At 44.9% G+C, this 24,719-nt stretch carries 26 protein-coding genes; 12 read left to right on the forward strand and 14 right to left on the reverse strand.

The window, feature by feature from the left end:
* Positions 1 to 1,116: an acyltransferase family protein gene (locus LJ658_RS08455; RefSeq protein WP_230546050.1), complete on the reverse strand. Its 1,116-nt coding sequence runs from the start codon at positions 1,114 to 1,116 to the stop codon at positions 1 to 3.
* Between the two features lie 186 nt (positions 1,117 to 1,302).
* Positions 1,303 to 3,222, reverse strand: a complete 1,920-nt coding sequence (nagB, locus tag LJ658_RS08460) for a glucosamine-6-phosphate deaminase (RefSeq protein WP_230546051.1) — start codon at positions 3,220 to 3,222, stop codon at positions 1,303 to 1,305.
* 187 nt (positions 3,223 to 3,409) lie between these two features.
* Here nagB and LJ658_RS08465 point away from each other — a divergent pair, with 187 nt between their 5' ends.
* The 3 genes from LJ658_RS08465 to LJ658_RS08475 all read left to right on the forward strand — a co-directional run bounded on the left by LJ658_RS08465 (position 3,410) and on the right by LJ658_RS08475 (position 6,200).
* Positions 3,410 to 4,444, forward strand: a complete 1,035-nt coding sequence (locus tag LJ658_RS08465) for a family 43 glycosylhydrolase (RefSeq protein ID WP_230546052.1) — start codon at positions 3,410 to 3,412, stop codon at positions 4,442 to 4,444.
* 128 nt (positions 4,445 to 4,572) lie between these two features.
* Positions 4,573 to 5,763, forward strand: a complete 1,191-nt coding sequence (locus tag LJ658_RS08470) for an anhydro-N-acetylmuramic acid kinase (RefSeq protein WP_230546053.1) — start codon at positions 4,573 to 4,575, stop codon at positions 5,761 to 5,763.
* 257 nt (positions 5,764 to 6,020) lie between these two features.
* Entirely contained in the window at positions 6,021 to 6,200 is a 180-nt protein-coding gene (locus LJ658_RS08475; protein WP_230546054.1) for a hypothetical protein, read from the forward strand.
* A gap of 124 nt (positions 6,201 to 6,324) precedes the next feature.
* On the opposite strand, the gene LJ658_RS08480 is transcribed toward LJ658_RS08475, so the two are convergent.
* The gene (locus tag LJ658_RS08480; RefSeq protein WP_230546055.1) at positions 6,325 to 6,723 is read right to left on the reverse strand and encodes a VOC family protein; all 399 of its coding nucleotides are present in this window, start codon (positions 6,721 to 6,723) and stop codon (positions 6,325 to 6,327) included.
* A gap of 712 nt (positions 6,724 to 7,435) precedes the next feature.
* Between LJ658_RS08480 and LJ658_RS08485 the strand changes: the two genes are divergently transcribed.
* The 5 genes from LJ658_RS08485 to LJ658_RS08505 all read left to right on the forward strand — a co-directional run bounded on the left by LJ658_RS08485 (position 7,436) and on the right by LJ658_RS08505 (position 11,617).
* Positions 7,436 to 7,873, forward strand: a complete 438-nt coding sequence (locus LJ658_RS08485) for a cytochrome B (RefSeq protein ID WP_230546056.1) — start codon at positions 7,436 to 7,438, stop codon at positions 7,871 to 7,873.
* Between the two features lie 223 nt (positions 7,874 to 8,096).
* The gene (locus LJ658_RS08490; protein WP_230546057.1) at positions 8,097 to 9,506 is read left to right on the forward strand and encodes an anthranilate synthase component I family protein; all 1,410 of its coding nucleotides are present in this window, start codon (positions 8,097 to 8,099) and stop codon (positions 9,504 to 9,506) included.
* A 26-nt stretch (positions 9,507 to 9,532) separates the two neighbouring features.
* Positions 9,533 to 10,198 (forward strand): aminodeoxychorismate/anthranilate synthase component II, encoded by a 666-nt coding sequence (locus LJ658_RS08495; RefSeq protein ID WP_230546058.1) that lies wholly within the window; start codon positions 9,533 to 9,535, stop codon positions 10,196 to 10,198.
* Between the two features lie 57 nt (positions 10,199 to 10,255).
* Positions 10,256 to 11,041: an indole-3-glycerol phosphate synthase TrpC gene (trpC, locus tag LJ658_RS08500; RefSeq protein WP_230546059.1), complete on the forward strand. Its 786-nt coding sequence runs from the start codon at positions 10,256 to 10,258 to the stop codon at positions 11,039 to 11,041.
* A gap of 3 nt (positions 11,042 to 11,044) precedes the next feature.
* Complete coding sequence (locus LJ658_RS08505) at positions 11,045 to 11,617, forward strand: pentapeptide repeat-containing protein (protein ID WP_230546060.1); 573 nt, start codon at positions 11,045 to 11,047, stop codon at positions 11,615 to 11,617.
* 1 nt (position 11,618) lies between these two features.
* On the opposite strand, the gene LJ658_RS08510 is transcribed toward LJ658_RS08505, so the two are convergent.
* The 10 genes from LJ658_RS08510 to LJ658_RS08555 form a co-directional block, all read right to left on the reverse strand.
* Positions 11,619 to 12,317, reverse strand: coding sequence for a DUF4197 domain-containing protein (locus tag LJ658_RS08510; protein ID WP_230546061.1), 699 nt, complete (start codon positions 12,315 to 12,317; stop codon positions 11,619 to 11,621).
* A 31-nt stretch (positions 12,318 to 12,348) separates the two neighbouring features.
* Positions 12,349 to 13,362 (reverse strand): inorganic phosphate transporter, encoded by a 1,014-nt coding sequence (locus LJ658_RS08515; RefSeq protein WP_230546062.1) that lies wholly within the window; start codon positions 13,360 to 13,362, stop codon positions 12,349 to 12,351.
* Between the two features lie 17 nt (positions 13,363 to 13,379).
* Entirely contained in the window at positions 13,380 to 14,030 is a 651-nt protein-coding gene (locus tag LJ658_RS08520; protein WP_230546063.1) for a DUF47 domain-containing protein, read from the reverse strand.
* A gap of 47 nt (positions 14,031 to 14,077) precedes the next feature.
* Positions 14,078 to 15,142 (reverse strand): cell wall metabolism sensor histidine kinase WalK, encoded by a 1,065-nt coding sequence (locus LJ658_RS08525; RefSeq protein WP_230546064.1) that lies wholly within the window; start codon positions 15,140 to 15,142, stop codon positions 14,078 to 14,080.
* A gap of 149 nt (positions 15,143 to 15,291) precedes the next feature.
* Positions 15,292 to 15,825, reverse strand: coding sequence for a YceI family protein (locus LJ658_RS08530; protein ID WP_230546065.1), 534 nt, complete (start codon positions 15,823 to 15,825; stop codon positions 15,292 to 15,294).
* A gap of 101 nt (positions 15,826 to 15,926) precedes the next feature.
* Entirely contained in the window at positions 15,927 to 17,237 is a 1,311-nt protein-coding gene (locus tag LJ658_RS08535; protein ID WP_230546066.1) for a carbohydrate porin, read from the reverse strand.
* Between the two features lie 69 nt (positions 17,238 to 17,306).
* The gene (locus LJ658_RS08540; protein ID WP_230546067.1) at positions 17,307 to 17,951 is read right to left on the reverse strand and encodes an HD domain-containing protein; all 645 of its coding nucleotides are present in this window, start codon (positions 17,949 to 17,951) and stop codon (positions 17,307 to 17,309) included.
* A 33-nt stretch (positions 17,952 to 17,984) separates the two neighbouring features.
* Entirely contained in the window at positions 17,985 to 18,251 is a 267-nt protein-coding gene (locus LJ658_RS08545) for a helix-turn-helix domain-containing protein (RefSeq protein ID WP_230546068.1), read from the reverse strand.
* Between the two features lie 94 nt (positions 18,252 to 18,345).
* Positions 18,346 to 18,837: a hypothetical protein gene (locus LJ658_RS08550; RefSeq protein WP_230546069.1), complete on the reverse strand. Its 492-nt coding sequence runs from the start codon at positions 18,835 to 18,837 to the stop codon at positions 18,346 to 18,348.
* A gap of 3 nt (positions 18,838 to 18,840) precedes the next feature.
* Entirely contained in the window at positions 18,841 to 20,016 is a 1,176-nt protein-coding gene (locus LJ658_RS08555) for a class I SAM-dependent RNA methyltransferase (RefSeq protein ID WP_230546070.1), read from the reverse strand.
* A gap of 264 nt (positions 20,017 to 20,280) precedes the next feature.
* On the opposite strand from LJ658_RS08555, the gene LJ658_RS08560 reads away from it, so the two are divergent.
* From LJ658_RS08560 to LJ658_RS08570, 3 genes are all read left to right on the forward strand, one after another.
* Positions 20,281 to 20,646, forward strand: coding sequence for a DUF3127 domain-containing protein (locus LJ658_RS08560; RefSeq protein WP_230546071.1), 366 nt, complete (start codon positions 20,281 to 20,283; stop codon positions 20,644 to 20,646).
* Between the two features lie 136 nt (positions 20,647 to 20,782).
* Entirely contained in the window at positions 20,783 to 20,986 is a 204-nt protein-coding gene (locus LJ658_RS08565; RefSeq protein WP_230546072.1) for a hypothetical protein, read from the forward strand.
* Between the two features lie 71 nt (positions 20,987 to 21,057).
* Positions 21,058 to 21,588: a DUF3471 domain-containing protein gene (locus LJ658_RS08570; RefSeq protein WP_230546073.1), complete on the forward strand. Its 531-nt coding sequence runs from the start codon at positions 21,058 to 21,060 to the stop codon at positions 21,586 to 21,588.
* Between the two features lie 96 nt (positions 21,589 to 21,684).
* On the opposite strand, the gene LJ658_RS08575 is transcribed toward LJ658_RS08570, so the two are convergent.
* Positions 21,685 to 22,974 (reverse strand): alpha/beta fold hydrolase, encoded by a 1,290-nt coding sequence (locus LJ658_RS08575; protein WP_230546074.1) that lies wholly within the window; start codon positions 22,972 to 22,974, stop codon positions 21,685 to 21,687.
* Positions 22,975 to 23,454: 480 nt separating this feature from the next.
* On the opposite strand from LJ658_RS08575, the gene LJ658_RS08580 reads away from it, so the two are divergent.
* The gene (locus LJ658_RS08580; RefSeq protein WP_230546151.1) at positions 23,455 to 24,705 is read left to right on the forward strand and encodes a PAS domain S-box protein; all 1,251 of its coding nucleotides are present in this window, start codon (positions 23,455 to 23,457) and stop codon (positions 24,703 to 24,705) included.
* Positions 24,706 to 24,719 lie beyond the last annotated feature (14 nt).

A 24,719-nucleotide genomic window follows, 5' to 3' on the forward strand; every position in this document is an offset into this window, starting at 1 on the left:
TTATACTTTGATAAATATCTTCCTAATATACAGTATCCACGTTAATACCCAAACAAGCAGCATCATCAAAATTGCGTTAGCCAATGAGGCATTATTGGGAGAGTAATGCGACTGGAAAAGGATCTGGTAAACAGACGAGCCGCCTATTTTTATCTTATTAAAATAATGCGGCACAAAGTCTGATAAAATATAGGCCGTAATAGCGTTGGCCCCAAACGGAAGAAAGAAACCGGTGAACCTTTTATAACCCTGCACATCTACCAGCCAGTAAGAAAGTGCCAGCGCAATAGTTGCCCAGCCGCCGGTAAATAATACAAAGGAGCTTGTCCATAAAGCTTTATTGATGGGGAAGAACAAATCCCATATCAACCCTGAAACAACGGCCAGCACGCCCCAGGTAAATAACCAGCTTACTTTAACACTGTCTTCGCGGTCCTTACGTTTTAGCCAGCTGCCGGCACGGATGCCAAATAAGCCAGTTGCAATAGCGGGCAGCGTACCCAATAAACCCTCAGGATCCCAGGTATGCGATTCGCTCCATAAATGATTGGTGGTAAAAACTGTCCGGTCAAGCCAGGCCCCCATATTTGTTTCGGGGTTGAGGCTGGCCACGCCGGTATCAGGCACGGGTATAAAGCTCATTAACACGTAATAGCCTATCAGCAGAAAAACAAATAGCCAGTCGCGCACACGTTCAGAAGCTTTGATATATAACACCGCGCAGATAAAAAATACAACCCCGATACGCTGTAAAACACCCGGAAAACGCAGATGTTCAAAACCTGGATGTAGTATGAGTTGAATAACCAGGCTTATTGCAATTAATATGATCCCACGGCGTAAAGCTGTCCAGATCATTTTGGCGTGGTTTGACGGACTGGCTATCTTGCGCTCCATTGAATAAACAATAGATACCCCAACAATAAACAGGAAGGACGGAAAAATCAGGTCGGCCAGGGTGCAACCATTCCATTTAGAGTGTTCAATCGGCGCATAAATATGGCCCCAGTCGCCGGGGTTGTTTACCAGGATCATAGCAGCCACAGTAATGCCGCGGAAAACGTCCAGTGAGAGGAGTCGTGAGTTTTGAGTTCTGGGTTTTGAGTTTTTGCTCATTAAGTCGTACGTTTTACGTGGTAGGTTATACGTTTGTAATCCCTTACTTTTTTATGAGCTTTATGTTCATCGCCCGGATATTATTAACACGTTCCTGAAAGTCAATAAATTGGAGTTTTGAAAAATGTCCGCATCTAATGTATCACTTTTAAACTAGCCTGCTGCGTAAAACGTCTAACTCAGAACTCAAAAATAATATCGTTTAAAAGCTTCCATGGCGGCGTACTCCGCGAATCCCAGCTTATCATAGTTCTCTGCTGTTTCGCGGTTCCTGTCCTCTGCCCGTACCCAAAACTCCCTCGAATCCTCGCCCGGGAAAACTGCAGGGTCTTTTTGCGACTGGTGCTTAAAGATGGCGTAACGTTTACGCATTACTTCATCCGGTGACAGCGGCACGGCCATTTCAATTTCGTGGGTGGCAAATTCAAACCAGGCCCCGCGGTACATCCACAGCCAGCAATCTTTTACCCAGTCTTCTGTTTGTTTAAGCTGATTTAGCGCCGCCAGTATGATATTAAAACATACAATGTGTGTACCATGCGGGTCGGCAAAATCACCGGCGGCAAATATCTGGTGTGGGCGTATTTGTTGTAACAGCTCAATCGTCATCTGCACATCTATCTGGCTAACCGAGTTTTTGGTAACCTTGCCTGTTTCATAAAATGGCAGGGCCATAAAGTGGATATGGTCGTCATGCAGGCCTGCGTAACGCGCGCCGGCAATAGCCTCGCTTTTGCGGATAAAACCTTTAACGTCGCGCACCTCGGGGGTGTCTATCTGGTTAGGTTGTTTTTTGGCAAAGAACGCCCGCATATCACTGTGGATCCGTTGCAGTTTTGAGGTATCATCGCCGCGGCTCTTATTAAAATCGATTGCAAACTCCATATAACGCAATACGTCATCATCCCAAACCGCGGTATTGCCCGATGTCTGGTAGGCCACATGTACGTCATGCCCCTGGTCTACCAGCCTTATAAATGTACCACCCATTGAGATCACGTCATCATCCGGATGCGGCGAAAATATAACAGACCGCTTTTTAGCCGGTTGCGCACGTTCCGGCCTTTGGCTGTCGTCTGCGTCGGGTTTGCCGCCCGGCCAGCCGGTTATGGTATGTTGGATCTGGTTAAAAATGTCAATGTTTATTTCATACACAGGGCCTTGCTCTGTTGCCAGCTGGGCCATGCCGTTGTTGTTATAATCTTCGTCTATCAGCTTTAATATGGGCTTGTTAACTTTGCCTGACAACCATATTACGGCTTTCTTCTTAAGGTCATTGTCCCAGTTGCAATCCTTTACCAGCCAGGGAGTATCAAAGCGCGTAAGCTCAGACGCGGCCGGCTCATCCAGTATAAATTCGACATGATCTGATAGTTGCAGATAGGTAGCCGGCACTTCGCCGGATAACTCGCCTTCAACCGCCTTCTTGATGATCTGCGCTTTCTTTTTGCTCCAGGCCATCAATATGATTTCGCGGGCCTTGAAGATAGTGCCTACGCCCATGGTGATGGCCTTGGTAGGCACGCCTTCCTTGCCGCCAAAATCACGGGCGGCATCGGTACGGGTAAGGTCATCCAGCGTAACTAAACGGGTGCCTGAATTTGGCGCCGACCCCGGCTCATTAAACCCGATGTGGCCCGTACGGCCGATACCCAGTATCTGCAGGTCGAGCCCGCCCAGTTCTTCTATTTGCTTTTCGTAGTTAAGGCAAAAGGCGGCAATTTTATCCTCGGCCAGCGTGCCGTCGGGGATATGGATGTTGGCGCGGTCAATATCTATATGGTCAAATAAATTCTGGTTCATAAACAGCACGTAGCTTTGTAAAGCGCCGGGCTGCATAGGATAGTACTCATCGAGGTTAAAAGTAATAACGTTTTTAAAGCTCAACCCCTCGTGCTTATGCAGGCGGATCAGCTCGGCATAAACTGCCACAGGTGTTACGCCTGTGGCAAGGCCAAGTACGGTTTTTTCGTCGTTTTTTTGTTTGCTGCGGATAAGGGCGGCTATACGTTGTGCTACGGCTACGGCGCCGGCGGCAGGATTTGGATAGACGGTAACGGGTAGTTTTTCGTACCGGGTTTCTTCTAATAAATTTAATCTGGCCATAAAAAAAAGGTTGGGCATGGCAAATATATAAACTTTACCTTATCCTGCCTGCTCCAAATGAGAGGTTTCTGATTGACCTGATGATATTTAATTTCATTTAAAGACCACTCTCCAAACAAGAGGTTGGGGCGTGGCTTGTTGCTTTTGCCCCGTTTTTTACCTAAAATTACCAATCAAACCAGTCCGTATGAAAAACCTGTTGTTAACGTTATGCCTTTTTGCGTCCCTTGCCACCGGCGCCTTTGCACAGGATACCGCGCCTGCGGCCACCTTTACCAATCCGCTGCTGCCTTCGGGGGCCGATCCCTGGGTGATCTATCATGACGGTTTTTATTATTATGCCAATTCGGCCGGCAACCAGTTGATCATCCGGAAAACCAGGACCATGCCCGGGTTAACCACTGCGCCCGGTACCGTGATCTGGAAAGCGCCCGCCGGCACACCTTATTCTAAAGAGCTTTGGGCGCCCGAGCTGCACTTTCTGCAAGGTAAATGGTACATGTATTTTGCTGCCGATGATGGCAGCAATGACCATCACCGGGTGTATGTGCTGGAGAACCCATCGGCCGACCCTACCACGGGCGAGTGGACATTTAAGGGCCAGGTTGGCGATGCTACCAATAAATGGGCAATAGATGTTTCGGTGTTTGAACATAAGGGCCAGCTGTATATGTTATGGTCGGGCTGGGAAGGCGATGGTAACGGGCAGCAAAATATCTACATCGCCAAAATGAAAAATCCGTACACCATAAAAGGCAGCCGGGTTAAACTGTCGGGCCCTGAATTTGACTGGGAAAAATTTGGTACCGCCAGCCCGCCCCATGTTGGCGTTAATGAGGGGCCCGAGATATTAAAACATGATAATAAGCTATTCCTTATCTACTCGGCCAGTGGTTGCTGGACTGATCATTATGCCCTGGGTATGCTTACCGCAGATGCTTCGGCAGACTTGATGGACCCAAAATCCTGGACAAAATCGCCTAAGCCTGTATTTGAAACCAGTGCCGAAAACAGCGTATATGCGCCCGGACATAACAGTTTCTTTAAATCGCCCAATGGTAAGGAAGACTGGATCATTTACCACGCTAACCCTGCACCCAATTGCGGCTGCGGCGGTAAGCGTTCGCCGCGGATGCAGAAGTTTAACTGGAAAAAAGACGGCTCGCCTGATTTTGGTATTCCGGTTAAAACGGGTGTGCCGCTGGCCGTGCCCGCCGGATAAAAAACCAAATAGTTTTGTTTGTCTATTCCTAATTGCCTAACTTGAAGGCTCCGGCTTGCGGAGGAGATAGGGTCGCTCATGAAGTGCCGCGGGGTGAGTCCCCTGGCACCATATAAAAACTAACGGATATGGCACAGCTCAACAAAAATTTACAGCACCTGGTTACCATCGCCCAAAAGCCGGCGCGCATAGGTATTGGCTTAATGTCGGGCACCTCACTGGATGGTTTGGACATTGCCCTGTGCAGGTTTACCGGCAGCGGGTTACAAACACAATGTGAGCTGTTGCAATTTATAACTGTACCCTATCCGGATTTTTTTAAAAACGAGGTGCGGGCCATATTCTCGCGCCGCCAGGTCGACCTGGAAAAAGTGTGTTTACTGAATGATTTTATTGGCGACTACCATGCCGGCCTGATCCTACAGGCACTGCAAACGTGGCAGATTGACCCCGCCGGGGTTGACTTTATAGCCAGTCACGGCCAAACCATTTACCATGCGCCCAAACGATTGCACCGGCAGGAAGGGTACCCTAATGCTACCTTACAAATTGGGGACGGTGACCACATTGCCGTTAAGACCGGTGTTTTAACGATCAGCGATTTTCGCCAGAAACAACTGGCCGCGGGGGGCGAGGGCGCTCCGCTGGCTTTATATGGCGATGTATTGCTGGGCAGCAAGGCGGGCGAGGACCGGATCCTGATCAATATCGGCGGGATATCAAACCTTACATTTTTACCTGCCGACGGCGATATGGGTAAGGTACTATGCTCAGACATTGGCCCGGGCAATACGCTGATTGATATGTTTTGCCGCAATTACTTTAACAGGGCGTTTGACCAGGACTCGACCATTGCATTTTCCGGAGTGGTAAACGAGGCGCTGTTAAACTCGTTGCTGAAACATCCTTTCTTTGGCGAGGCCCCGCCCAAAACCACCGGCCCCGAGCTTTTTAACGAAGAATATGTGCGCAAGGCCCAGGAGCGGTCGGGCACCAGCCATATCGACCCCAAAGATATTATAACCACCCTCAGCGCTTTCACCGCTAAAGCCATTGCCGACTTTACCCGCGCCTACCTGCCCAAAGGCGCCAGGATGTTTGTCAGCGGCGGCGGCGCCAAAAACCCGTTTGTAATGAAATATCTCGAAGAGCGCCTGTACCGCACCACCATTGCCGATACCGCCGCGCTGGGCATAAACCCCGATGCCAAAGAAGCCATCCTTTTTGCCCTGCTGGGCAACGAGGCCCTTGCCGGCGAACCGCTGGCCATAGGCACCAACCCCAATGTGCTGATGGGTAAGTTTAGTTTCGCGGGGTAGCGCTTGCCCGGCAAACAATTAACAGGCGGCTACCGGGCAAAAAAGCATTTATTTTTTTGGTTCTATTGTAGCGTTTTTGGGTTTCGGTACGTAGTATCAAAAAAGAGGCATGAAAAAGCTGGTTCTGGTTATTTGTCTTGCATTGGGTTTGCCAGCCTGCAAAAAAAACTGGGGTAAACCCGTATCAAAGTCAGGGGGGTATCACCGGCTATGATGAGCGGACATGTGCCATGTGCGGCGGATTGATGATCACGATCATGAACGATACCACAAAAAATGCCCCGCCGCATTACAATATCAATAAAAACTTACAGCAGTTAGGCATTGACCCGAATAAAAATTTCCCCATAAATGTTAGCCTTAACTGGATGCATGATACAACCACGCTGGGTAGTTACGGTTATATCATCGTCACCAAAATAAAGGTCCTTAATTAAGGTTTCAGTCAATTAACAATTAGCAAACAACAAATTGGCTGGTAAGTAGCTTTCGCTCCCGCAAGCCTCCCCGGCTTGTGGTTTGCCAGATTTTTTTTGATGACAGATAAAGGTTACTGTTGGTTTACCCTGCCGCGTTATCCTGGTCGTCTGCCGGTTCCCAAAGCTCAATAATGTTCCCTTCCGGATCAAGCACATGCACAAATTTGCCATAATCGTACCCGGCAATTTCGTCAACAATGGTAACGTTGTCTTTTTTCAGTTCGGCAACCAGTGCGGTCAGATCTTCGACCCGGTAATTGATCATAAATGGTTTGGTGGACGGATTGAAATATTTGGTATCCTGCGGAAAGGTACACCATGAGGTGGACCCCTCTTTCGACGGATCATCGGCCTGCCGCCACTCAAACGTTACGCCGTATTCGCTGGCAGCCAATCCAAGGTTTTTGGCGTACCATTCGTTCATGCCTTTCGGGTCATCGCATTTAAAAAATACGCCGCCCAGGCCGGTTACTTTTTTCATATTAAATGGATTTTAAATTTTAAGCGATATAAAAATAGCATAAATATTTGCAAAATATATGCAAACGAGCAGAAGATAGAAAAGGGGAAAGGACGGGTTGGACGAAGTGGACAGTTACCGCTTTGCTCAGCACTGCGTCATTGCGAAGAATGAAGACAACCGACCATCGGGAGCTCATTGATTCCTATAAAAAACAATTGTCAATCAATAATCTCTACATAAGCTAATCGGATTTGTATGTTGTCGTACTTATCGCCCGGGACGCTCATGGCCGTTAAGGCCTGGTTAGTTTTTTGCTGTTGTTGTTTTTTTAAGGAGCTCAAGAGGGCTACGCCGTTTACCTTAGCTGCAAAGTAACCAAACATCAAGTCAGCCCGATCGCTGCCACTTCACAGGCCAGGCTCCCGACCGCGCGAGCTGACAGGCCTTTGCGCTTTGGACGGCGGTAATAATCTCTGTGCTTCATTGCTTTTCATCACCTGGTCATTACCCCACACACTGCCATAATCCTGTCACTCCATTTAAAAATTAAATTTTTAACTATGATGGTGTTCCATTTAACTGCCAGTGGTGTTCCGCTCTGTTCCGCTTCGTTCCGCTCATGCAAAGTGGAACACCCCCTGCGCTGCACTTGCGCCGATCCCAATCTTTGCTCTTCAATAACTAATCTTCAATCACCATTCCGTATATTCGTCAAAAAAATCACAGCACCATGAACGCATATAGTTTCTTCCAGCACCTGCACTCGGGTTTCAGGTATATTGTAATGGTATTATTTATCTATACCCTGATAATGGCCCTGTTAGGCTGGCTGGGCAGAAGGCCCTATACCAATACCAATAGGTTAAGTAATTTATTTGCCATGATATCGGCCCACACCCAGTTATTGATTGGGATCGTATTGTATTTTTTAAGCCCGCTGGTAGCCTTTAACAGCACCACCATGAAGGACCCGGTTACGCGCTACTTCACGGTTGAGCACTGGGTAATGATGCTGATAGCGATAGCGCTGATAACCGTGGGCCACAGCAAGAGCAAAAAGCTGGTGCTGCCTGAAGCCAAACACAAAATAATTGCGCTGTTTTATGGCTTTGCACTGCTTATAATTGTTGGCGCATTGGCTGCCGGCAAAATTTCTATCTTAAAATAAGTTAAAAAAATATGGCGAAAAAGTTTGTCAATTCAAATTTCTTTCTAAATTTGCGTCCACAATGATCAAAAAGGTAAATATTAAAAGCTGGTGGCACCAATTAAATTTGGCAGCCGGATAACTTTTTGACCATAGGATACTAACCAATTGTAAACCTGATACGAAAACCCGGCGACCCTCATTCGCCGGGTTTTTTGTTTACAACGATTTTTAAAATAATATAATGAAAACATATAAAATTAATACCACGTATAAAAAACTGCTTGCCGATACAACTACCCCGGTAAGCATCTACCTGCGGTTAAGGGATGTGTTCCCTAACTCGCTTTTGCTGGAAAGCTCAGACTACCACAGCCGCGAAAACAGCACCAGCTACGTGTGTTGCGACCCTATTGGCGGCTTTACCTTAAACGACGGCAGCCTGACCAAGCGTTATCCTGACGGCACCGAAGAGACGCTGGCCGAAGGCGGGTTTGAGCTGATCAGTCACTTAAGCAATTTTCTGAGCAGTTTTGAAACAACGGATATCCCGTTAAAAATTACGGCTAATGGCCTGTTTGGCTACTTTACCCATGAAGCGGTTGAGCATTTTGAAACTATTAAATTAAAGCAAAGCGACGATACTACCCGCAAAATTCCGGTAATGCAGTACCATATTTACCGCTATATCATTGCTATCGACCATTTTAAAAACGAGCTGTATATTTTCCATAACCAGCCGGAAGGCGGGGAGGAGAGCGGCGACATCAACAAAATAGAGGACCTGATCAAAAATAAAAACTTCCCGGAGTATACTTTCAAAAGCAAAGCTGATGAACAATCAAACCTTACCGATGGGGACTTTATCGCCATAGTAGAAAAGATGAAGCAGCATATTTACCGCGGCGACGTTTTCCAGATTGTGCCTTCAAGGGCCTTCTCCAGGCAGTTTACCGGCGACGAGTTTAATGTGTACCGTGCATTGCGCTCCATTAACCCGTCGCCCTATTTGTTTTATTTTGATTATGGCGATTTCAGGATCTTCGGGTCATCACCCGAGGCGCAGATCACCATTAAAAACCGTAAAGCTACCATCTACCCCATAGCCGGCACCTTTAAACGCACCGGCGATGATGTGAAAGATGCAGAGCTGGCGTACAGCCTTAAAAATGATCCTAAAGAATCGGCAGAGCACGTAATGTTGGTTGACCTTGCCCGTAATGATCTGAGCCGCCATTGTGAACATGTAGAGGTAAAGGCTTTTAAAGAGGTGCAATACTACTCGCATTTAATTCATCTGGTATCTATGGTAAGCGGCAACCTGCAGCCGGATGTACCTACCTTTAAAGTGGTTGCCGATACCTTCCCGGCAGGTACCTTAAGCGGTGCGCCAAAATACCGTGCCATGGAGATCATCGACGCGAACGAAAACATTAAACGCAGCTTTTACAGCGGCGCCATAGGCTACCTTGGTTTTAACGGCGATTTTAATCATGCGATTATGATCCGGTCGTTTTTAAGCAAAAATAATACGCTGCATTACCAGGCCGGCGCAGGCATTGTAGCCGGATCAGTAGCAGAGAGCGAACTGAATGAAGTAAATAACAAAATAGCTGCTTTACGTAAAGCGGTAGAACTGGCAGAAGAATTATAACGCGTAGTGTTAAAAGTATAATGATTATGACTGAGAATAAAAACATAGCTGCATCGGTTGCCTCTAAGGGGCAGGGCGGTAAAATTTTAATTATTGATAACTACGATTCATTCACCTACAACCTGGTACACCTGGTAAATGAGATTGGTTTGCAATGCGATGTCTGGAGAAACGATCAGTTTAAAATTGATGCTGTTGACGCGTATGACAAGATCATCCTGTCGCCGGGCCCGGGGATCCCGTCGGAGGCCGGTTTGCTGTTGGAAGTTATTGCCAGGTACGCGCCCACCAAAAGCATTTTTGGGGTTTGCCTTGGCCAGCAGGCCATTGCAGAGGTTTTCGGCGGTAAGTTGTACAACCTTAAGCAACCTATGCACGGCATAGCCACGCCCATTACCGTAACTGACGGCACTGAAAAGCTTTTCGCGGGTTTGCCCCGCCAGTTTAACGTAGGCCGCTATCATTCGTGGGTGGTGGATGAAAAATCCATACCGGATGTTTTAACCGTTACCGCCGTTGATGAGGTTGACAACTCGGCCATGGCCATAAGGCATACCAGTTATGATGTGCGTGGCGTACAGTTTCACCCTGAATCTATCCTGACGGAGTTTGGAAAAGAAATGATGCAGAACTGGCTGGCCCCGCAGTCCGGCAGTGGCGCAATTGATAATTTAGTTAGCTTTGCCAATTAAAATAAACGATAATAATTAACCAAATATTCCCCTGTTAAAAAGCGGGGCGCAGGGTTTATGAATATACTTGATAAAATTGTTCTCAATAAAAAGGCCGAGGTAGCATCGGCAAAAAACAGCACCAGTATTAAAGACTTAGAAGCATCGGCATTATTTGGCCGGGCGACTTACTCTTTTAAAGATTTTTTGCTTGATCCCGCCCGCACCGGCATCATCGCCGAATTTAAGCGCCGGTCGCCATCAAAAGGCATCATTAATGATAAAGTGGCTGTCGAGGCCGTTACCACCGGCTATGCGGCAGCGGGCGCTTCGGCATTATCTGTTTTAACAGATGCCGATTTTTTTATGGGGACCAAAGCCGACCTGTTTAAGGCCCGCCAGGCAAATACTATCCCGGTTTTGCGCAAGGACTTTATGATTGACGAGTTCCAGGTGATTGAAGCAAAATCATTGGGTGCCGATATTATCCTGTTGATAGCAGCCATCCTTACTCCAAAAGAAATAGATAAACTGGCCACACTGGCAAAGAGCCTTGGCCTTAACGTATTGCTGGAGGTTCATAACCTGGAAGAGCTGCAGCGCAGCATTAATCCTGATTTGGATGCCATTGGGGTAAATAACCGCAACCTGGCTGATTTTACTGTTTCTGTTGAAACATCCTACCAACTGGCAGAACATATCCCCGCCGATTTTTTAAAAGTATCTGAAAGCGCTATAAGCGATACAGAGACCATAAAAGGATTGAAAAAAGCGGGCTTTAACGGTTTCCTGATTGGCGAGACCTTTATGAAACAAGCTGATCCCGGACTGGCCATGCGCGAATTTGTGGAAGGATTGAAATGAGCTATGAGCGCAACCATCCACGACGATAAAGTTTTTAGCGAGGTAAGTTATACCGGCAAAGTAACCCGCGATACGGAATTTAATAACTGTACCTTTAAGAAATGCGATTTTAACGATAACGAGTTTGCAGTATGCAAATTTATTGATTGTGTTTTTGAAGATTGCAACCTGTCCATGATCAGGTTTGGGCGGTCTACCATGAATAACGTGGTGTTTAAAGGCTGTAAATTGCTGGGGATTAACTTTAGCTTATGCGAGGACTTTCTGTTTACGGTTAAGTTTGACTCCTGTACGCTGGACTATTCATCATTCATGAGCAAGAAGATGCCTAAAACCATCTTTATCAAATCATCATTAAAAGAAGTAACGTTTACGCAGGCTATCCTGGCCGGATCAGTGTTTGCCGACTGTGACCTAAACGGGGCGGTTTTTAACCGTACCGATCTTACAGCTGTAAGCTTCGCCACCGCAATAAACTATAGTATTGACCCGGAGCTAAACACCATGAATAAAGCCATATTCCCGGCACATGGGTTAGCAGGGCTTTTGTATAAGTATAATTTGAAAGTGGTTTAAATTAATACCTGATATTCTTATCCGCGAAGTCAAATACTTTTTTTAACAGGGGCGTAGAGCGTGATCCGCCCAGGTTTTGGCGGATAGACAGCTCCTGTGTTGCTATCTCAATAAATAAACCGTCAATAGCCTTAAGTGTTGCATAATTGGCGATATCCGGGTTTATTCTGCGTACAAACGGCACTTTATTATAAGTATTGGCTAAAATGGTATAGTACCGGGTAGCATTAGCTTTATTTAAACTGGCCTGTATTACCGGTTGGAATTTCTCGGTAAGCTCGCCGGTGGTTGATCTCCTGAAATATTGCGTAGCGGCGTCCTGGCTGCCCAGCAGGATATTGGTGACATCCTGTAATGTCATTTTTTTAATGGCGCTGATAAAAATGGGTTTTGCCTGCGCTGCCGCGTCTTCGGCAGCACGGTTAAGCGACAGGATGGCGTTGTCACAAACTTTGCCCATGCCCATACTGCGCAAGGTCCGTTCGGCCTTTTGGGCTTCGGGTGGCAACAATATCTTAACTGCTGCATTACCAAAAAAACCATTTACGGCCGATAGCTGGTCTGCACTCTTAATAGTGCCCTGCTGAAGGGCCTGCTTTAAAGCGGTACCAATTTCAAGAGAAGATGGAATGATCTGGGCGTAGCCCGATAAAGCCAATCCAACAACCAGTAACGGAAGTAACAGCAATGATTTTTTCATGCTGCAATTTAGCAATAAAAAAATAGAGTTGTTAGTAGCCGGTAACCTGGAGTAAAGCGTATATCAATCCGGCTATTAAAGCAGAGATAGGGATGGTGATTATCCATGCCCAAACCAGGTTAATGGTAACCCCCCAACGTACGGCCGATACACGTTTAGTTAACCCAACCCCAATTATTGAACCGGTAATAGTATGCGTGGTTGAAACCGGGATACCAAAGTGTTCGGTAAAACCTAAGGTAATAGCGGCTGCAGTTTCAGCGCTTACGCCTTCAAGCGGGGTTATTTTGGTTATTTTGCTGCCCATTGTCTTAACGATCTTCCAGCCCCCGGACATGGTGCCCAATGCAATTGCCGAGTAACAGGCTAACGGAATCCACTCGGGCATTGCCGCGCCGGCGCCAATAATTTTTGATGATATTAAGGCCAGATATAAAATACCCATTACCTTTTGGGCATCATTGGTGCCATGTGCAAAACTTAACAAGCCAGATGATATTAACTGTAACGCTTTAAACCAGCGTTCGGCAGCGGCCGGCCTGGCATTTTTGCAGATATGCAGAATAAGAATGGTGATAAGATACCCTACAAACAGGCCTATAAAAGGCGCCAGTACAATATATAATATAATGGGTATAATGTAATGCATGTTTACGGCCATCAGCGCGTTTGATCCCATGTATACCGCATTGGTCATACCTGCGCCGGCAAAGCCGCCTATGAGCGTATGTGACGAACTTGACGGTATACCAAACCACCAGGTAGTCAGGTTCCAGGTTATGGCGGCAATTAATCCGGCCAGGATCACGTGCATGTTAACGAAATCGCTGATAACAATTTTTGAAACAAAGTTTGCTACTTTATGATCTTTAACCACAAAATAAGCCAGGAAGTTAAAAGCAGCGGCCCATAGTACTGCCTGGAAAGGTGTTAATACCTTGGTTGAAACAACGGTGGCTATTGAGTTTGCCGCATCATGAAAGCCGTTGGTGTAATCAAATATCAGCGCCAGCGCAACTACAAATACTAAAAGGGTAGTAACCATTTATTTATAGAGGTTGATTAGGCGTTTTTAACTAAAATAGATTCCATTACGTCCGCAGCGTCTTCGCACATATCTGTGGCGGTTTCAAGTGCAGAGTATATTTCTTTATATTTTATAAGGCGTATTGCATCTTTTTCATAAAGGAAAAGATCAGCAACGGCACGGTCAAACACATAATCGGCCTGGTTCTCTACACTGTTTATGCGGATACATGAATCAGCAATGGCGCGTACATTTTTAAGGTCCTTTAATTCACGTACCGCTTTTTCAAGGTCCAGGCTACACTGCAATACCAATTCTGACAGTTTACGGATATGCTCGTTATAGTCATCGATCCGGTATAGGTTCATGCGGTTTGCGGCACCTTGTATATAATCGGCAACATCATCAATAGCGCTTGCCAGCGCATGGATATCTTCACGGTCAAACGGCGTAATAAAGTTTTTGCCCAGTTCCAGGTAAACCTGGTGGGTAATCTCGTCACCTTTATTTTCCAGTTTATCAATTTGCTTAAATAGCTCTTCGCGCGTTGCCGGATTGTTAGAGTTAACAACCTCAACTAAAATAGTTGACATAACTACCACGTTATTAGATGCTTGTTCAAACAAAGGGAAGAATATTTTTTTATCCTTAGGGACAAAATACTGGAAAATGCTGTTTAATGACATGATTGATGATTATTTGCTAAAGGTACGCTTGATATGTTAAATTAATGTTAACTTTTTAAAATTGGTAGGTGCGGAAAAGGTATATTTTGCTTCATTTTTTGCAGCGTAAAACCAAAGGTTGAGCCCACGCCTTCCGTACTGCGTACGTTAATTGTTTGCTGGTGTGCCTCTACAATATGTTTGACGATAGCAAGCCCCAGTCCTGAACCGCCTATCTGTCTTGACCGGCTGGTATCGGTACGGAAAAAGCGCTCAAAAAGCCTTGGCAGGTATTTTTCTTCAATTCCCATGCCATCATCGGTAACTTCAATCAGTACCTGGTCATGCAGGTCAAATAAGGTGATCCAGGTATTGCCGCCCTCCTTGCCGTATTTAAATGAATTGTCAATAAGGTTAACCAGTACCTGCGTTATTTTTTCACGATCGGCCATAACCGGGATAGGCTCATCATATTTTTGTTTAAATATTAATTTAATATTGTGCTGCTTAGCTTTCATCTCCAATGATTCCATGACCTCTTTTATAAGGTCATTGATCTTGAATCTGGTGTAGTTTATAGGCAATTCGCCCGATTCCAGCTTCGAGATTTCGTCAAGGTCCTTGATCAGATAACTCAGCCGGTCGACATTTTTGGATGCTTTATCCAAAAACTGACGGGCTAGGTCCCTGTCATCAAAGTCATCATCCTGCAGGGCTTCAATATAACCTTGTATGGCAAAAAGAGGGGTTTTAAACTCGTGCGAGATATTTGACAAAAAATCGCGTCTGAATTTCTCCTGCGTGCGCAGGCCCTCAATCTCGGTTTTCTTTTCGCGGGCCCACTCTTTCACTTCATGCTCTACGTCATTTATCGGGTCAGAGCTAACATGTTCGCCCAGTGCATCGCGCAGATCGCGGCCCAGCTTAAGATTATGGATAAGCTTGTAAATCAGTTTAATTTTTGAGTAAACGTATTTTTCAATCAGGTAGTAAAAAACAATAAAACTGGTTATGATAGTAGCCACAAAGGTTATGGCCATATCATATAATTTATGCTGAAAATAATAGTTTACTGCCGATATCGTAATAGCTACCGCCAACGCGTTTATAAAAACCAGTACCCGTAATTTCATAGCCGTAAAGTTACGGATTTGTAGTTGATTAGCTACTGCGCGATTATTGCGGGATTGTTAAGTTGAAGTTATGATATTATAGATGCATTTATATTGCTCTGGCTTGCTGCCGTATTGACAAAAGCTTGTAATTGCTATAGAAGCGGATATTATTTGGCTACCTCAACTTCAATACTCACCGATACTTCATTACCCATAACCAGGCTTTTGCCGCCTATCCCAAAATCAAGCCGGTTTAGCTTAAGTCCGCCTTTAAAAGTAGCGGTATTATTAACTGCGGAATAAGTAAATGGCACGGCGAATGTTTTAGTTTTATCTTTTATGGTCAGGTTAAACTGTCCGATGTAGTTATCGCCGCTTTTGTGTTTAAATGAAACAGATTTCATAATGATGTTAGGGTACCTGGCCATATCAAAAAACTCATCACTGCGCAGGTGGCTGTCGCGCAGGTCGTTGTCTGTATTGATTGAATTTACATCGAGCACCGCTTCAATGCTGCTGGTTTCTAATTTATCGGGGTCAAACACCATAGTCGCTTGCAACCCATTGATAGTGCCGCCGGTATTTACGCCCAGGTTCTTTAATTGAAATTTAACGGTAGATTTTAGAATTACAACTTTTTGCGCGAAAGCAAAATTTGCTAAGATCAACAGGGGGATAACCAGGGCAACACTACGTTTCATATTGCGAATTAACGATGTTTATCAGCGGTAAAGTACTATGTGTTGGATTTTTTACATTACCCGGCGTTTACAGAACCATACTTCCCTAATTTATTCCCCGGTTAAAATTCAACATGCGCCCTTATTGAAAATACATTTACCGGGCCGCGGTCCTTATTATAAGCCGGGTTTAAAATAAACTGGTAATCGGGCGATATGAAAAATTTATTTTGATAGGCATTTAGTTTGTAATACAACTCGGCTATCATTTCTGTGCTGTAATTTAATTTGCCGTCGCCGATAATAAAGCCATAACCGCCGGCAGCTAAATAATCGCGATGGGCGTTAGATATGCCGTTACCGATAAAAGCCAGTGCCAGCTCGTCGTCTTTGCGTTTCCAAGACGTGCCCTTTAGCTGCGCACCAAAACTAATTGATTTGTCTATCTCTGTAAAATACCAGGTTTGGGTATGGCCATCGTTATAACTTAGCTTGGCAAATACGCCAAAATCATTTGTCAGGTATTGATCGGCGTTGATGCCAAAACCATATTTATGACGGCCATAAGCCTGCGTAGCATCCACATTAGGCGCAACCGGGCTTAAAGCCAGTGACTGCTGATAGTTACCCATTTTGCCATTATTTAAAAATCCTAAAACGCGCACGGTGCCTTTTTGGCCGTTTAGGGTATAACGTTTCTCAAATTCTAAAGTCTGGGTGTTAGCTTTGCCTATTTTTTGATCCCAAACAGATCCGTTAGCCTCTGTGGTTGATAGCGTAAAAGCGAATCGCAATGTCCAGTCAGGCTGACCTAATTCGGCTGTGGCGCCCAATGCATAACCACGTGTATTGGCCGGATAATCCCAGGCCGCATTATCCATTAAGGCCCAGTTCATAAACTGGCTGCGTGGGTCATGGCTAAATTCATTCCCGTCAAAAAAATCGGCCATGCCAAATTTACCCGCGGTGATAGAGAAATAGCGCTTGCTTCTTAAGCCGCCTAATAAGTTGGGGCCTGCTTCAATGGTATCTTTTTCGTTTCCCCACTCAAAATTTTGTCTAAAATATAACCGGGCTATATAAATAGCCGGCGACGCGCTGCCTACCCTGAAGGTTTCGCCATTAGGGAAGCCGGCCACGCCCAGCGTTTTGCTGATACCTGCACCGCCTGATATCTCCGGGTTAAAAAACACTTCGGCGCCTTTCCATAATCGCGCAGCGCCAAACAGGGTTGATGTTATAGAGCTTTCTGTTTCAATACCGGTTTGCAAACTATTATCGCCTGTATATTTAGCGGTGAAAGCCGGTTTGTACTGCGAAATTATAGTTTGCTGGAAATGAAAACTAAAACGTTCTTTTTTTAAAGTATCCTGCGCAAAGGCAAGGTGTGCAGCTAATAATAATATTAAGAATGAGTAGAGGTTTTTTTTCATAATGAGTTGCGCCTGTTATTAATTAGGTAAAGCTAATAATATTTTTAGACTTGTCTAAAAATATTATTATTATTTGCATTCTATATAAAACTGTTGTAGATATTGTTCCATAAAATCATGTCGCTGTTGTGCCAGGCGTTTGCCGGTTTCGGTGTTCATTTTATCTTTCAGCAACAATAGTTTTTCATAGAAATGGTTGATGGTGGGCGCGGTCGAATTCTTATACGCTTCCTTACTCATATTCAGGTCGGGCTTAATTTCAGGGTTATAGATCTCGCGGCCTTTAAACCCTCCATAGTTAAATGCGCGGGCAATACCAATGGCGCCAATGGCATCCAACCGGTCGGCATCTTGTACTATAGCTAATTCGGGCGAGTGGAAAGCGGGTTTATCAAAATTTGATTTGTAGGACATGTACCTGATTATATTTTGTACATGCAGGATAGTTTGGGGGTCGACTTCTGTAGTTTGCAGATAGTTGCCCGCTGTTGCCGGTCCAACCTCTTCATCGCCGTTATGGAATTTGCTGTCGGCAATATCATGCAGCAACGCCGCCAGCTCGATGACCAGCAGGTCGGCATTTTCTGTTTGAGCTATAAGCCTGGCGTTGGTCCACACCCGGTTTATGTGCCACCAGTCATGCCCGCCTTCGGCATTTTTTAAAGTTTGCTTTACAAAATGTATTGTATTGTCAATGATAGTAGCCTGCTCCATATTTGCAAATTATGGTGCAAATATATAACTCTGCTAATCTGTCCCGGTACGTAAAAGTTTAAACTCGGCCTCATCCTGGTCGGCATCCAGCAATTCGGTGGGATTTACTTCCAGTACGTCTGCAATTTGAAAGAGCCTTTCGACGGTTATTTTAGTATAACCAAGCTCTATTTTACTGTAAGCATTTTGAGAAATATCAAGTTTATAAGCAAGGTATTCCTGCGTATAATTTTTTTGTTCTCTCTTTTTCCTGATGACTGCCGCTATGGCCTTAATTTTGCTGGCTATCTTATTGCTCATATGTAGTAGGGGGTTGTTAACCCTTAACTACGAAAATTTTAGCCCCTTGGATTTATTAAATTAATTTCAAATTAATGATTTTAAGTTTCTGATCTTATAAATCATAATTTACCAGTACCGTAGGCAATAAAGTTGCCATATCAAGCGGTACCTGATCAAGAGAAACTACCGGTTTACGGTTTTTGTAAAAATTATAAACAGCCCTTTGCAGCCCGGCGTTAGCAATAGCCGGTGGAGTAAAACTTATACTGAACGGAATTATAAAATCATGAAACTTCTCATGATCCGGAATGATCCATTTATGGTTTGATTTTTTTAATGCTTCAATAATCGGTTCAGTTAGTGTAATATCATCAGCATAATAAATAATTATTTTTTTGATGGTGCCTTTTTCATCAGCAGTAAATTTAAAGACTGCTGTGCCGGTGGCCTTCCGGGCAATGAGTTGCGGCGATACAATAAGGCTGTCTTTAAAAAACCTTGCCATTACTTCTTTACCTCCCTGAAACGGGAAAGCTAATTGCTCCTGCGCTTTTGCATAAAAACCTATTAAGGCTATTACGGCAACTAATACTATCTTTTTCATAATTTATACTTCTTCTCTCGGTTCGCGCTTGGTGCCTTCATATAAATCATATTCTAATAACCGGCAATCAAGTTTGCCATTATAGAATTCGATTTTTCTTGATGCACGCAAACCTATTTTTTTAGCCAGATCCGGGTTCCCGGTAAAAATGTAACCTTTATAACCCAGGCATTTTTTCTTCATGAAGTCGCCAATGCGTTTATACGTTGCCTCCAGCTTACTATGTACACCCAGGCGCTCGCCGTATTCGGGGTTAAACATAACAATGCCCGGCGCTTCCGGCACGTCGGTTTCTTCAAAATCACAAACGCTAAACTCTATTAAATGTTCTACACCCGCTGTTCTGGCATTTTTTTGAGATACGTCAATCGCATCCTGTGATATATCGGTGGCAATAATTTTAAAGCCAATATCTTTTTTGGCTTTATCTTTCAGGGCCCGGCGTTCTACAAAAAACGCCTGTTCATCATAACCCATAATATGCATAAACCCGTAATTCATGCGGAATAACCCGGGGTGCTTGTCGGTTGCCAGCAATGCGGCCTCAATAGCCAGCGTGCCCGAGCCGCACATAGGGTTAATAAATGTGCTGTTTCTGTCCCAGTGCGTAGCCATGATGGTTGACGTAGCCAGCGCTTCAAGCATGGGCGCTTTGCCCGGTATTTTGCGATAGCTGTGTTTGGCTAACGTTTCACCGGAAGTATCTATAAAAATCTCGGCCTTGTCATCCTGCCAGTAAAGATGCACTACGGTTTTATTGCCCTCTGCACCAGAGTTTGGGCGGATTCCTTTTATTGATTTAATCCGGTCGACGATTGCGTCTTTAACTTTAACGTTGGCAAACAGGGGTGTTAATATATGCTCATTATTAACGTTTGATGTTACCGAGAAATACCCGGAAAAATCAATCACGTTTTCCCATTCAATTTGTACCAGTTCATCATAAAGCTCCTGCGGGTTTTCGGCAGTGAAGCTTTTTAAAAGATATAGTATCTGGCTGGCGCAGCGCAGATTTAAATTTAAGGCGATAGTTTCTGTAACGGTACCCTGCAGCTCAATGCCGGTTTGAAATACGCGTGTGGGGGTAAATCCCAATTCTTCAACTTCCTGTTGCAAATAGGGCGATAGCCTTTTATTACAGGTTATTATTATTTTACTTTCGGTGTGGAAAACTGACATTATTTGATATTCAATAAGTTAGATGCATGAAGCGATTTTATCCAACTCATTACATTTAATAAATTTATGATTAGCTGCAAAAGTAACCTTTAAAAAACATAGCCACAATAAATGTTTGTAGCCTTAAAGTATTTCAGGTGTTTCACATTTTAAGAAATACCCGAAACAGGTGGAATAATTTGCTTTCAGTGTGGAAAACTTGCTGAATATTGTGTGGATTTACGTTTCTTATCTGTTAACTTTACATTTTTAATTTTTTGAACTATGGAAATTAAGGGTAAGATACACGAAGTGTTCCCGACAGCACAAGTTACTGAGGCACTGAAAAAAAGAGAAGTTATAGTTGAATATGTAGAGAATCCACAATATCCGGAATACTTGAAATTTGAAGCTATACAAGATCGCTGCAATTTGTTAGACAATGTAAAAGTTGGTGACGATGTAGAGGTTTTCTTTAATTTAAGAGGTCGCCCCTGGACCGATAAAACCGGTAAGAAGAGTTATTTTAACTCTATGCAATTATGGAAAATTAACGTATTAAGCGGTGGTGCAGGCAGTAGTGCAGCACCTGAGTATGCAGCCCCGGCTGATATCAGCTCGACCGCGGATGACGATGATTTGCCATTTTAATAACGTATAAAGCCTGTCACAAGCCTTTTTAAGTAACAGTAAAACCCCGCCAATGCGGGGTTTTACTGTTTTAAGCGAATATATATATGTGAAATCAAAACGCTAACGTGCCTTTATAAACCATAAAATCACAATTATGAAGGCGTCATCTCTGCTGCTTATTCCCGCGCTTACTGTTCTCTTTGCTGTTCAGAGCTGTGCTCAGGATATAACCATCAAAGAAAAAATAGGGCAAGTTGAGAATGGGCTTTTGCCCCCAGTACAAACTGAAGGGCAGGCGGCTTATAATATTAATGACCGGATGGCATTTTATCATGTAAAGCATAGCCGTTGTACATAATTATAAAATTGAATGGGCAAAGGGCCCAATTGTCGCTGCAAGACAAATCAAACAAAGTGCTTAACCAGGAAATGACTAAAATACGGCTTACGCCGTATATTGATCAATCGGCGGCGCTCGGTGTTTTTATAGATAATCGTGACAGAACCAAATATTTCCAGCATAGCGGCGTTGACGAAGGTTTTATAACTCAGTATTATGGTAGTCTTGAAGATGGAAACGGATTGATTATAATGATCAACACATCCAATGGCACCATCATCCAGGAAATTGTAAATAGCATAGCCAAAGTTTACGAGTTTAAGGGGTTATATTATTCTAAACAGTACAAAGTGGTATCCCTTTCGGACGACGTTTTGCAAGCCTATACCGGCCGGTACCAAATGGGCCCGGGGCTGGTTTTAACAATTTTAACAGAAGATCATCATGTATTTGCTCAGCTGGGGAGACAGAAGAAGATCGAACTTTTCGCCGAGGGTAACAACAAATTCTTTTCTAAGGAACCTAATGTAGAAATAGAGTTTATCAGGAATAACAAAGGCGAAATAGTTAAACTTTTAGTAAATGAGGATGGCGTACACGAAGGGCAAAAGATAAAATAATGCCGCCGATAGCTGTCAGATTGCCGCAATTCAGCTTGTTAGCTGCGGATATTTCAAGGCTGATTTGCTATTTCGCCCAACAAATCGTACCGTGCATCAGGGTTGGTTTAAAAAATCCTGTAACACCTGGTTGAACAAATTGGGCTTTTCGTAAGCGCCAGAGTGTGTGGCACCTGGCATAATGAATAGCTGGCCTTTTGGGAGGCTTTGATAGATTTTCAGCGTATGCTCCGGCGAGATGGCATCTCTGTCACCTGCCATAACGAGTGCGGGGACTTTGATCGCGCTTAGCGCGCTGAAAGACAGATGCGGGTAATTAAGCATCAGCGTATTTAGCTTTCTTTTCCGCGGATCGCTGCTCTTGGCTTCTACAGCAATACTTTTATAAATGCCGGGCGTAAACGCCGATGAGTCGGCCTGGATATTGGCTCCCCAGGCAGCCAGTTTTTTCACTTTTTTCGGATATCTCATCCCCATTTCGAGCGCAATGATACCGCCGTCACTTTGTCCCCAAAAATAGGCGGAATCAATATGGATCTGCTCTAATAATTGGTTGATATCATCAGCCATCAGATCGTAGGTCAGTTCCTTCCCGTCATCGCCTGATTTACCCTGAGCCCGGCTGTCTATCGCGATGACTTTATATTTCGATTTGAAAAAACTTATCCTGGCCGATTGGTTGGCAATGCTCCCGCCATTACCATGCAGCAGCACCAGCGGCTTGCCCTCTCCATAAGTTTCGTAATAAAGTTTAATCCCATTGACAGTCGCGTAGTTTCCATTGTCTGCATTACTGCCGTAATTGATATAGCGCGCGACCAATTTTAAACTGCTTTTGCCGGCAAACGGGTGAGTGCGTTCTGAATCGTAACTTACACCGTCAAATTGCAGGGGCATGGCAGTAGTGCCTGAAATCCAGCTTTGCATACCGCCTTGCTCAAAATCGCCATTGGGTATAACGATAGACCGCCATTTATCCGGGGTTTGCTCGACCTGTAGTTCAAAGCTGTCAAACAGAAATTCGCCTTTCTCTTTTGTATAACCGCCGAGTTCGATCACTGAAGCATCACTGTCTATCTTCCCGGTCAGGGTTATCGTTTTCCATTCTTTATAGTTGCCGAGGGTTTGAGCGGGATTGGTGCGAAAACCGGGCTTCCCGTTTCTTAGTTTGACCTGGGCGAAAATGGTAGCTGCTGATTGTTCGTCAGGACCGTTTACTTTTAAGCTGGCTGATAATTTAAACCGTTTACCCTCATATTGGTTCACCGGAATAACCTGGGTAAAGAAGGCATACCTGTAAACGACCGGCGTGGCCGTTTGGGCATTTGATAAAAATGCGGCGGCAATGAGTCCCGCCAGCGGAATGATAATTTTGCAGGTTTTCATAATAATGAATCGGCTATGATGAACTTACATATCAAATGTACGATATTTTTCGTATATCTTTTAATATAATGAGTGATTTAAAGATTTTGCTAACTGGAAAATTCGAGCCTTTCTCTAAAGAATTGAAGCTTTTGGATTAAATAAAAGTTACTAAAGGGGGTTGATTCCCCTATATCAGGACAACGGGATCCGGCATAGCACCGGGTCGGATTTCACCAGACGACACAGCGAAAACGGCAAAACCGCCAAAGAACGATGCCGCGCACATTACAGCTTACAGGATGCGAAATAAAAACCTTAACTTGCATTACATTCCCCGTATAAACCATTTAATTTTACCCTATGTATGTCGCTGGTGCTGCGTTGGCTTTAATATTCATCATTGGTTTGGTGCTTTATTTTCGGTTAAGCAAGCAGCGAGAAAGCCAGGAAAATAGTGCGGAGGATTACAAGCGGCTCTTCGACGGCATTCCTACCCCAATGTATATTTATGATGACCAGAGTTTCCGCTTTCTGGCGGTGAACGATGCCGCCGTCGAACAGTATGGCTATACCCGGGAAGAATTCATGCAACTGAAGCTTACCGATATCCGCCCGCCGGAAGAAATCCCCGCCCTGATCAAATTCCATCTAGCCCTGCCGGAAGGCCATGTGAATGCGGGTCGCTTGCTCCATATCAACAAGGCGGGGCAACGCTTTTATGTCAGCGTTTATACCCATCATACCGTCTTTGAGGGCAAAGACGCCCGGCAGGTGCTGATCGTCAATATTGACGAAAAAATGCGGGCCGAGCAGATCGTAAGCGAGAAATCCGCTGAGCTGGAGAAGATACTTGATAGTATTACCGACGGGTTTTACGCACTGAACAGCCGCTGGGAAGTAACCTTTATAAACAAAGCCGCCGAACAGGCGCTGTCCTGTACCAGGGAGGAGGTAACCGGCAAAAACCTTTGGGACTTTTTCCCGCGTTCCCGCGAAGGCCGCTTTTATGCCGAATACGAGCGGGCTATGAAGGAACGGGTCAGCGTGCACTTTGAAGAACTTTACGCCCCGCTGGGAGTCTGGGGTTCGATGAATGTCTACCCGACCAAAGATGGCATCGCCGTCTATTTTGTGGATATTACCGAGCAAAAAAAGATCCAGGAAAAGATCTACAACGACGGACAGAACCTCCGGGCGATCATTAACAATACACGGGACCTAATCTGGTCGGTCGACAGGCAATCCCAGATCATCACCGGCAACCAGGCCTTTTGGGACCGGGTAAAAGAGCTGACCGGCAAAAATGAGGACGAAGTGACCAATGCTGACTTTGGACAGGAAAAGATAAAAGTTTTTTTCGAAAGCTATGAGCGGGCATTCAGGGGCGAAGCTTTCAGCATTGTCAGGCAACGCGGGATCGATGGTAAACAGGTTTACGAGGAGCTGAGCTTTAACCCAATCCGTGACTTGCATGACGAGGTCAGCGGCGTGAACTGCTTCCTGCGTGACATCACCGAGTCACAGGAGCACCTGCATAAAATTGAAGACCAGAACAAGCGCCTGCGGGAGATTGCCTGGATCCAGTCGCACCGCGTCAGAGCACCTGTGGCCAGTATCCTGGGACTTGCCCAGCTTTGCAGTTTGGAAGATTCACCGAACGCCGAGATCATCCCGATGCTGAAAAAGGCTGCCGAAGAACTGGACCAAGTGATTCTGGATATTACCACGTTGACGGATAACCTGATCTGATAATCCATTCATTC

Origin of the sequence: Mucilaginibacter sp. UR6-11 (assembly GCF_020880695.1) — a bacterium.
In the GTDB taxonomy this organism is placed as follows: domain Bacteria; phylum Bacteroidota; class Bacteroidia; order Sphingobacteriales; family Sphingobacteriaceae; genus Mucilaginibacter.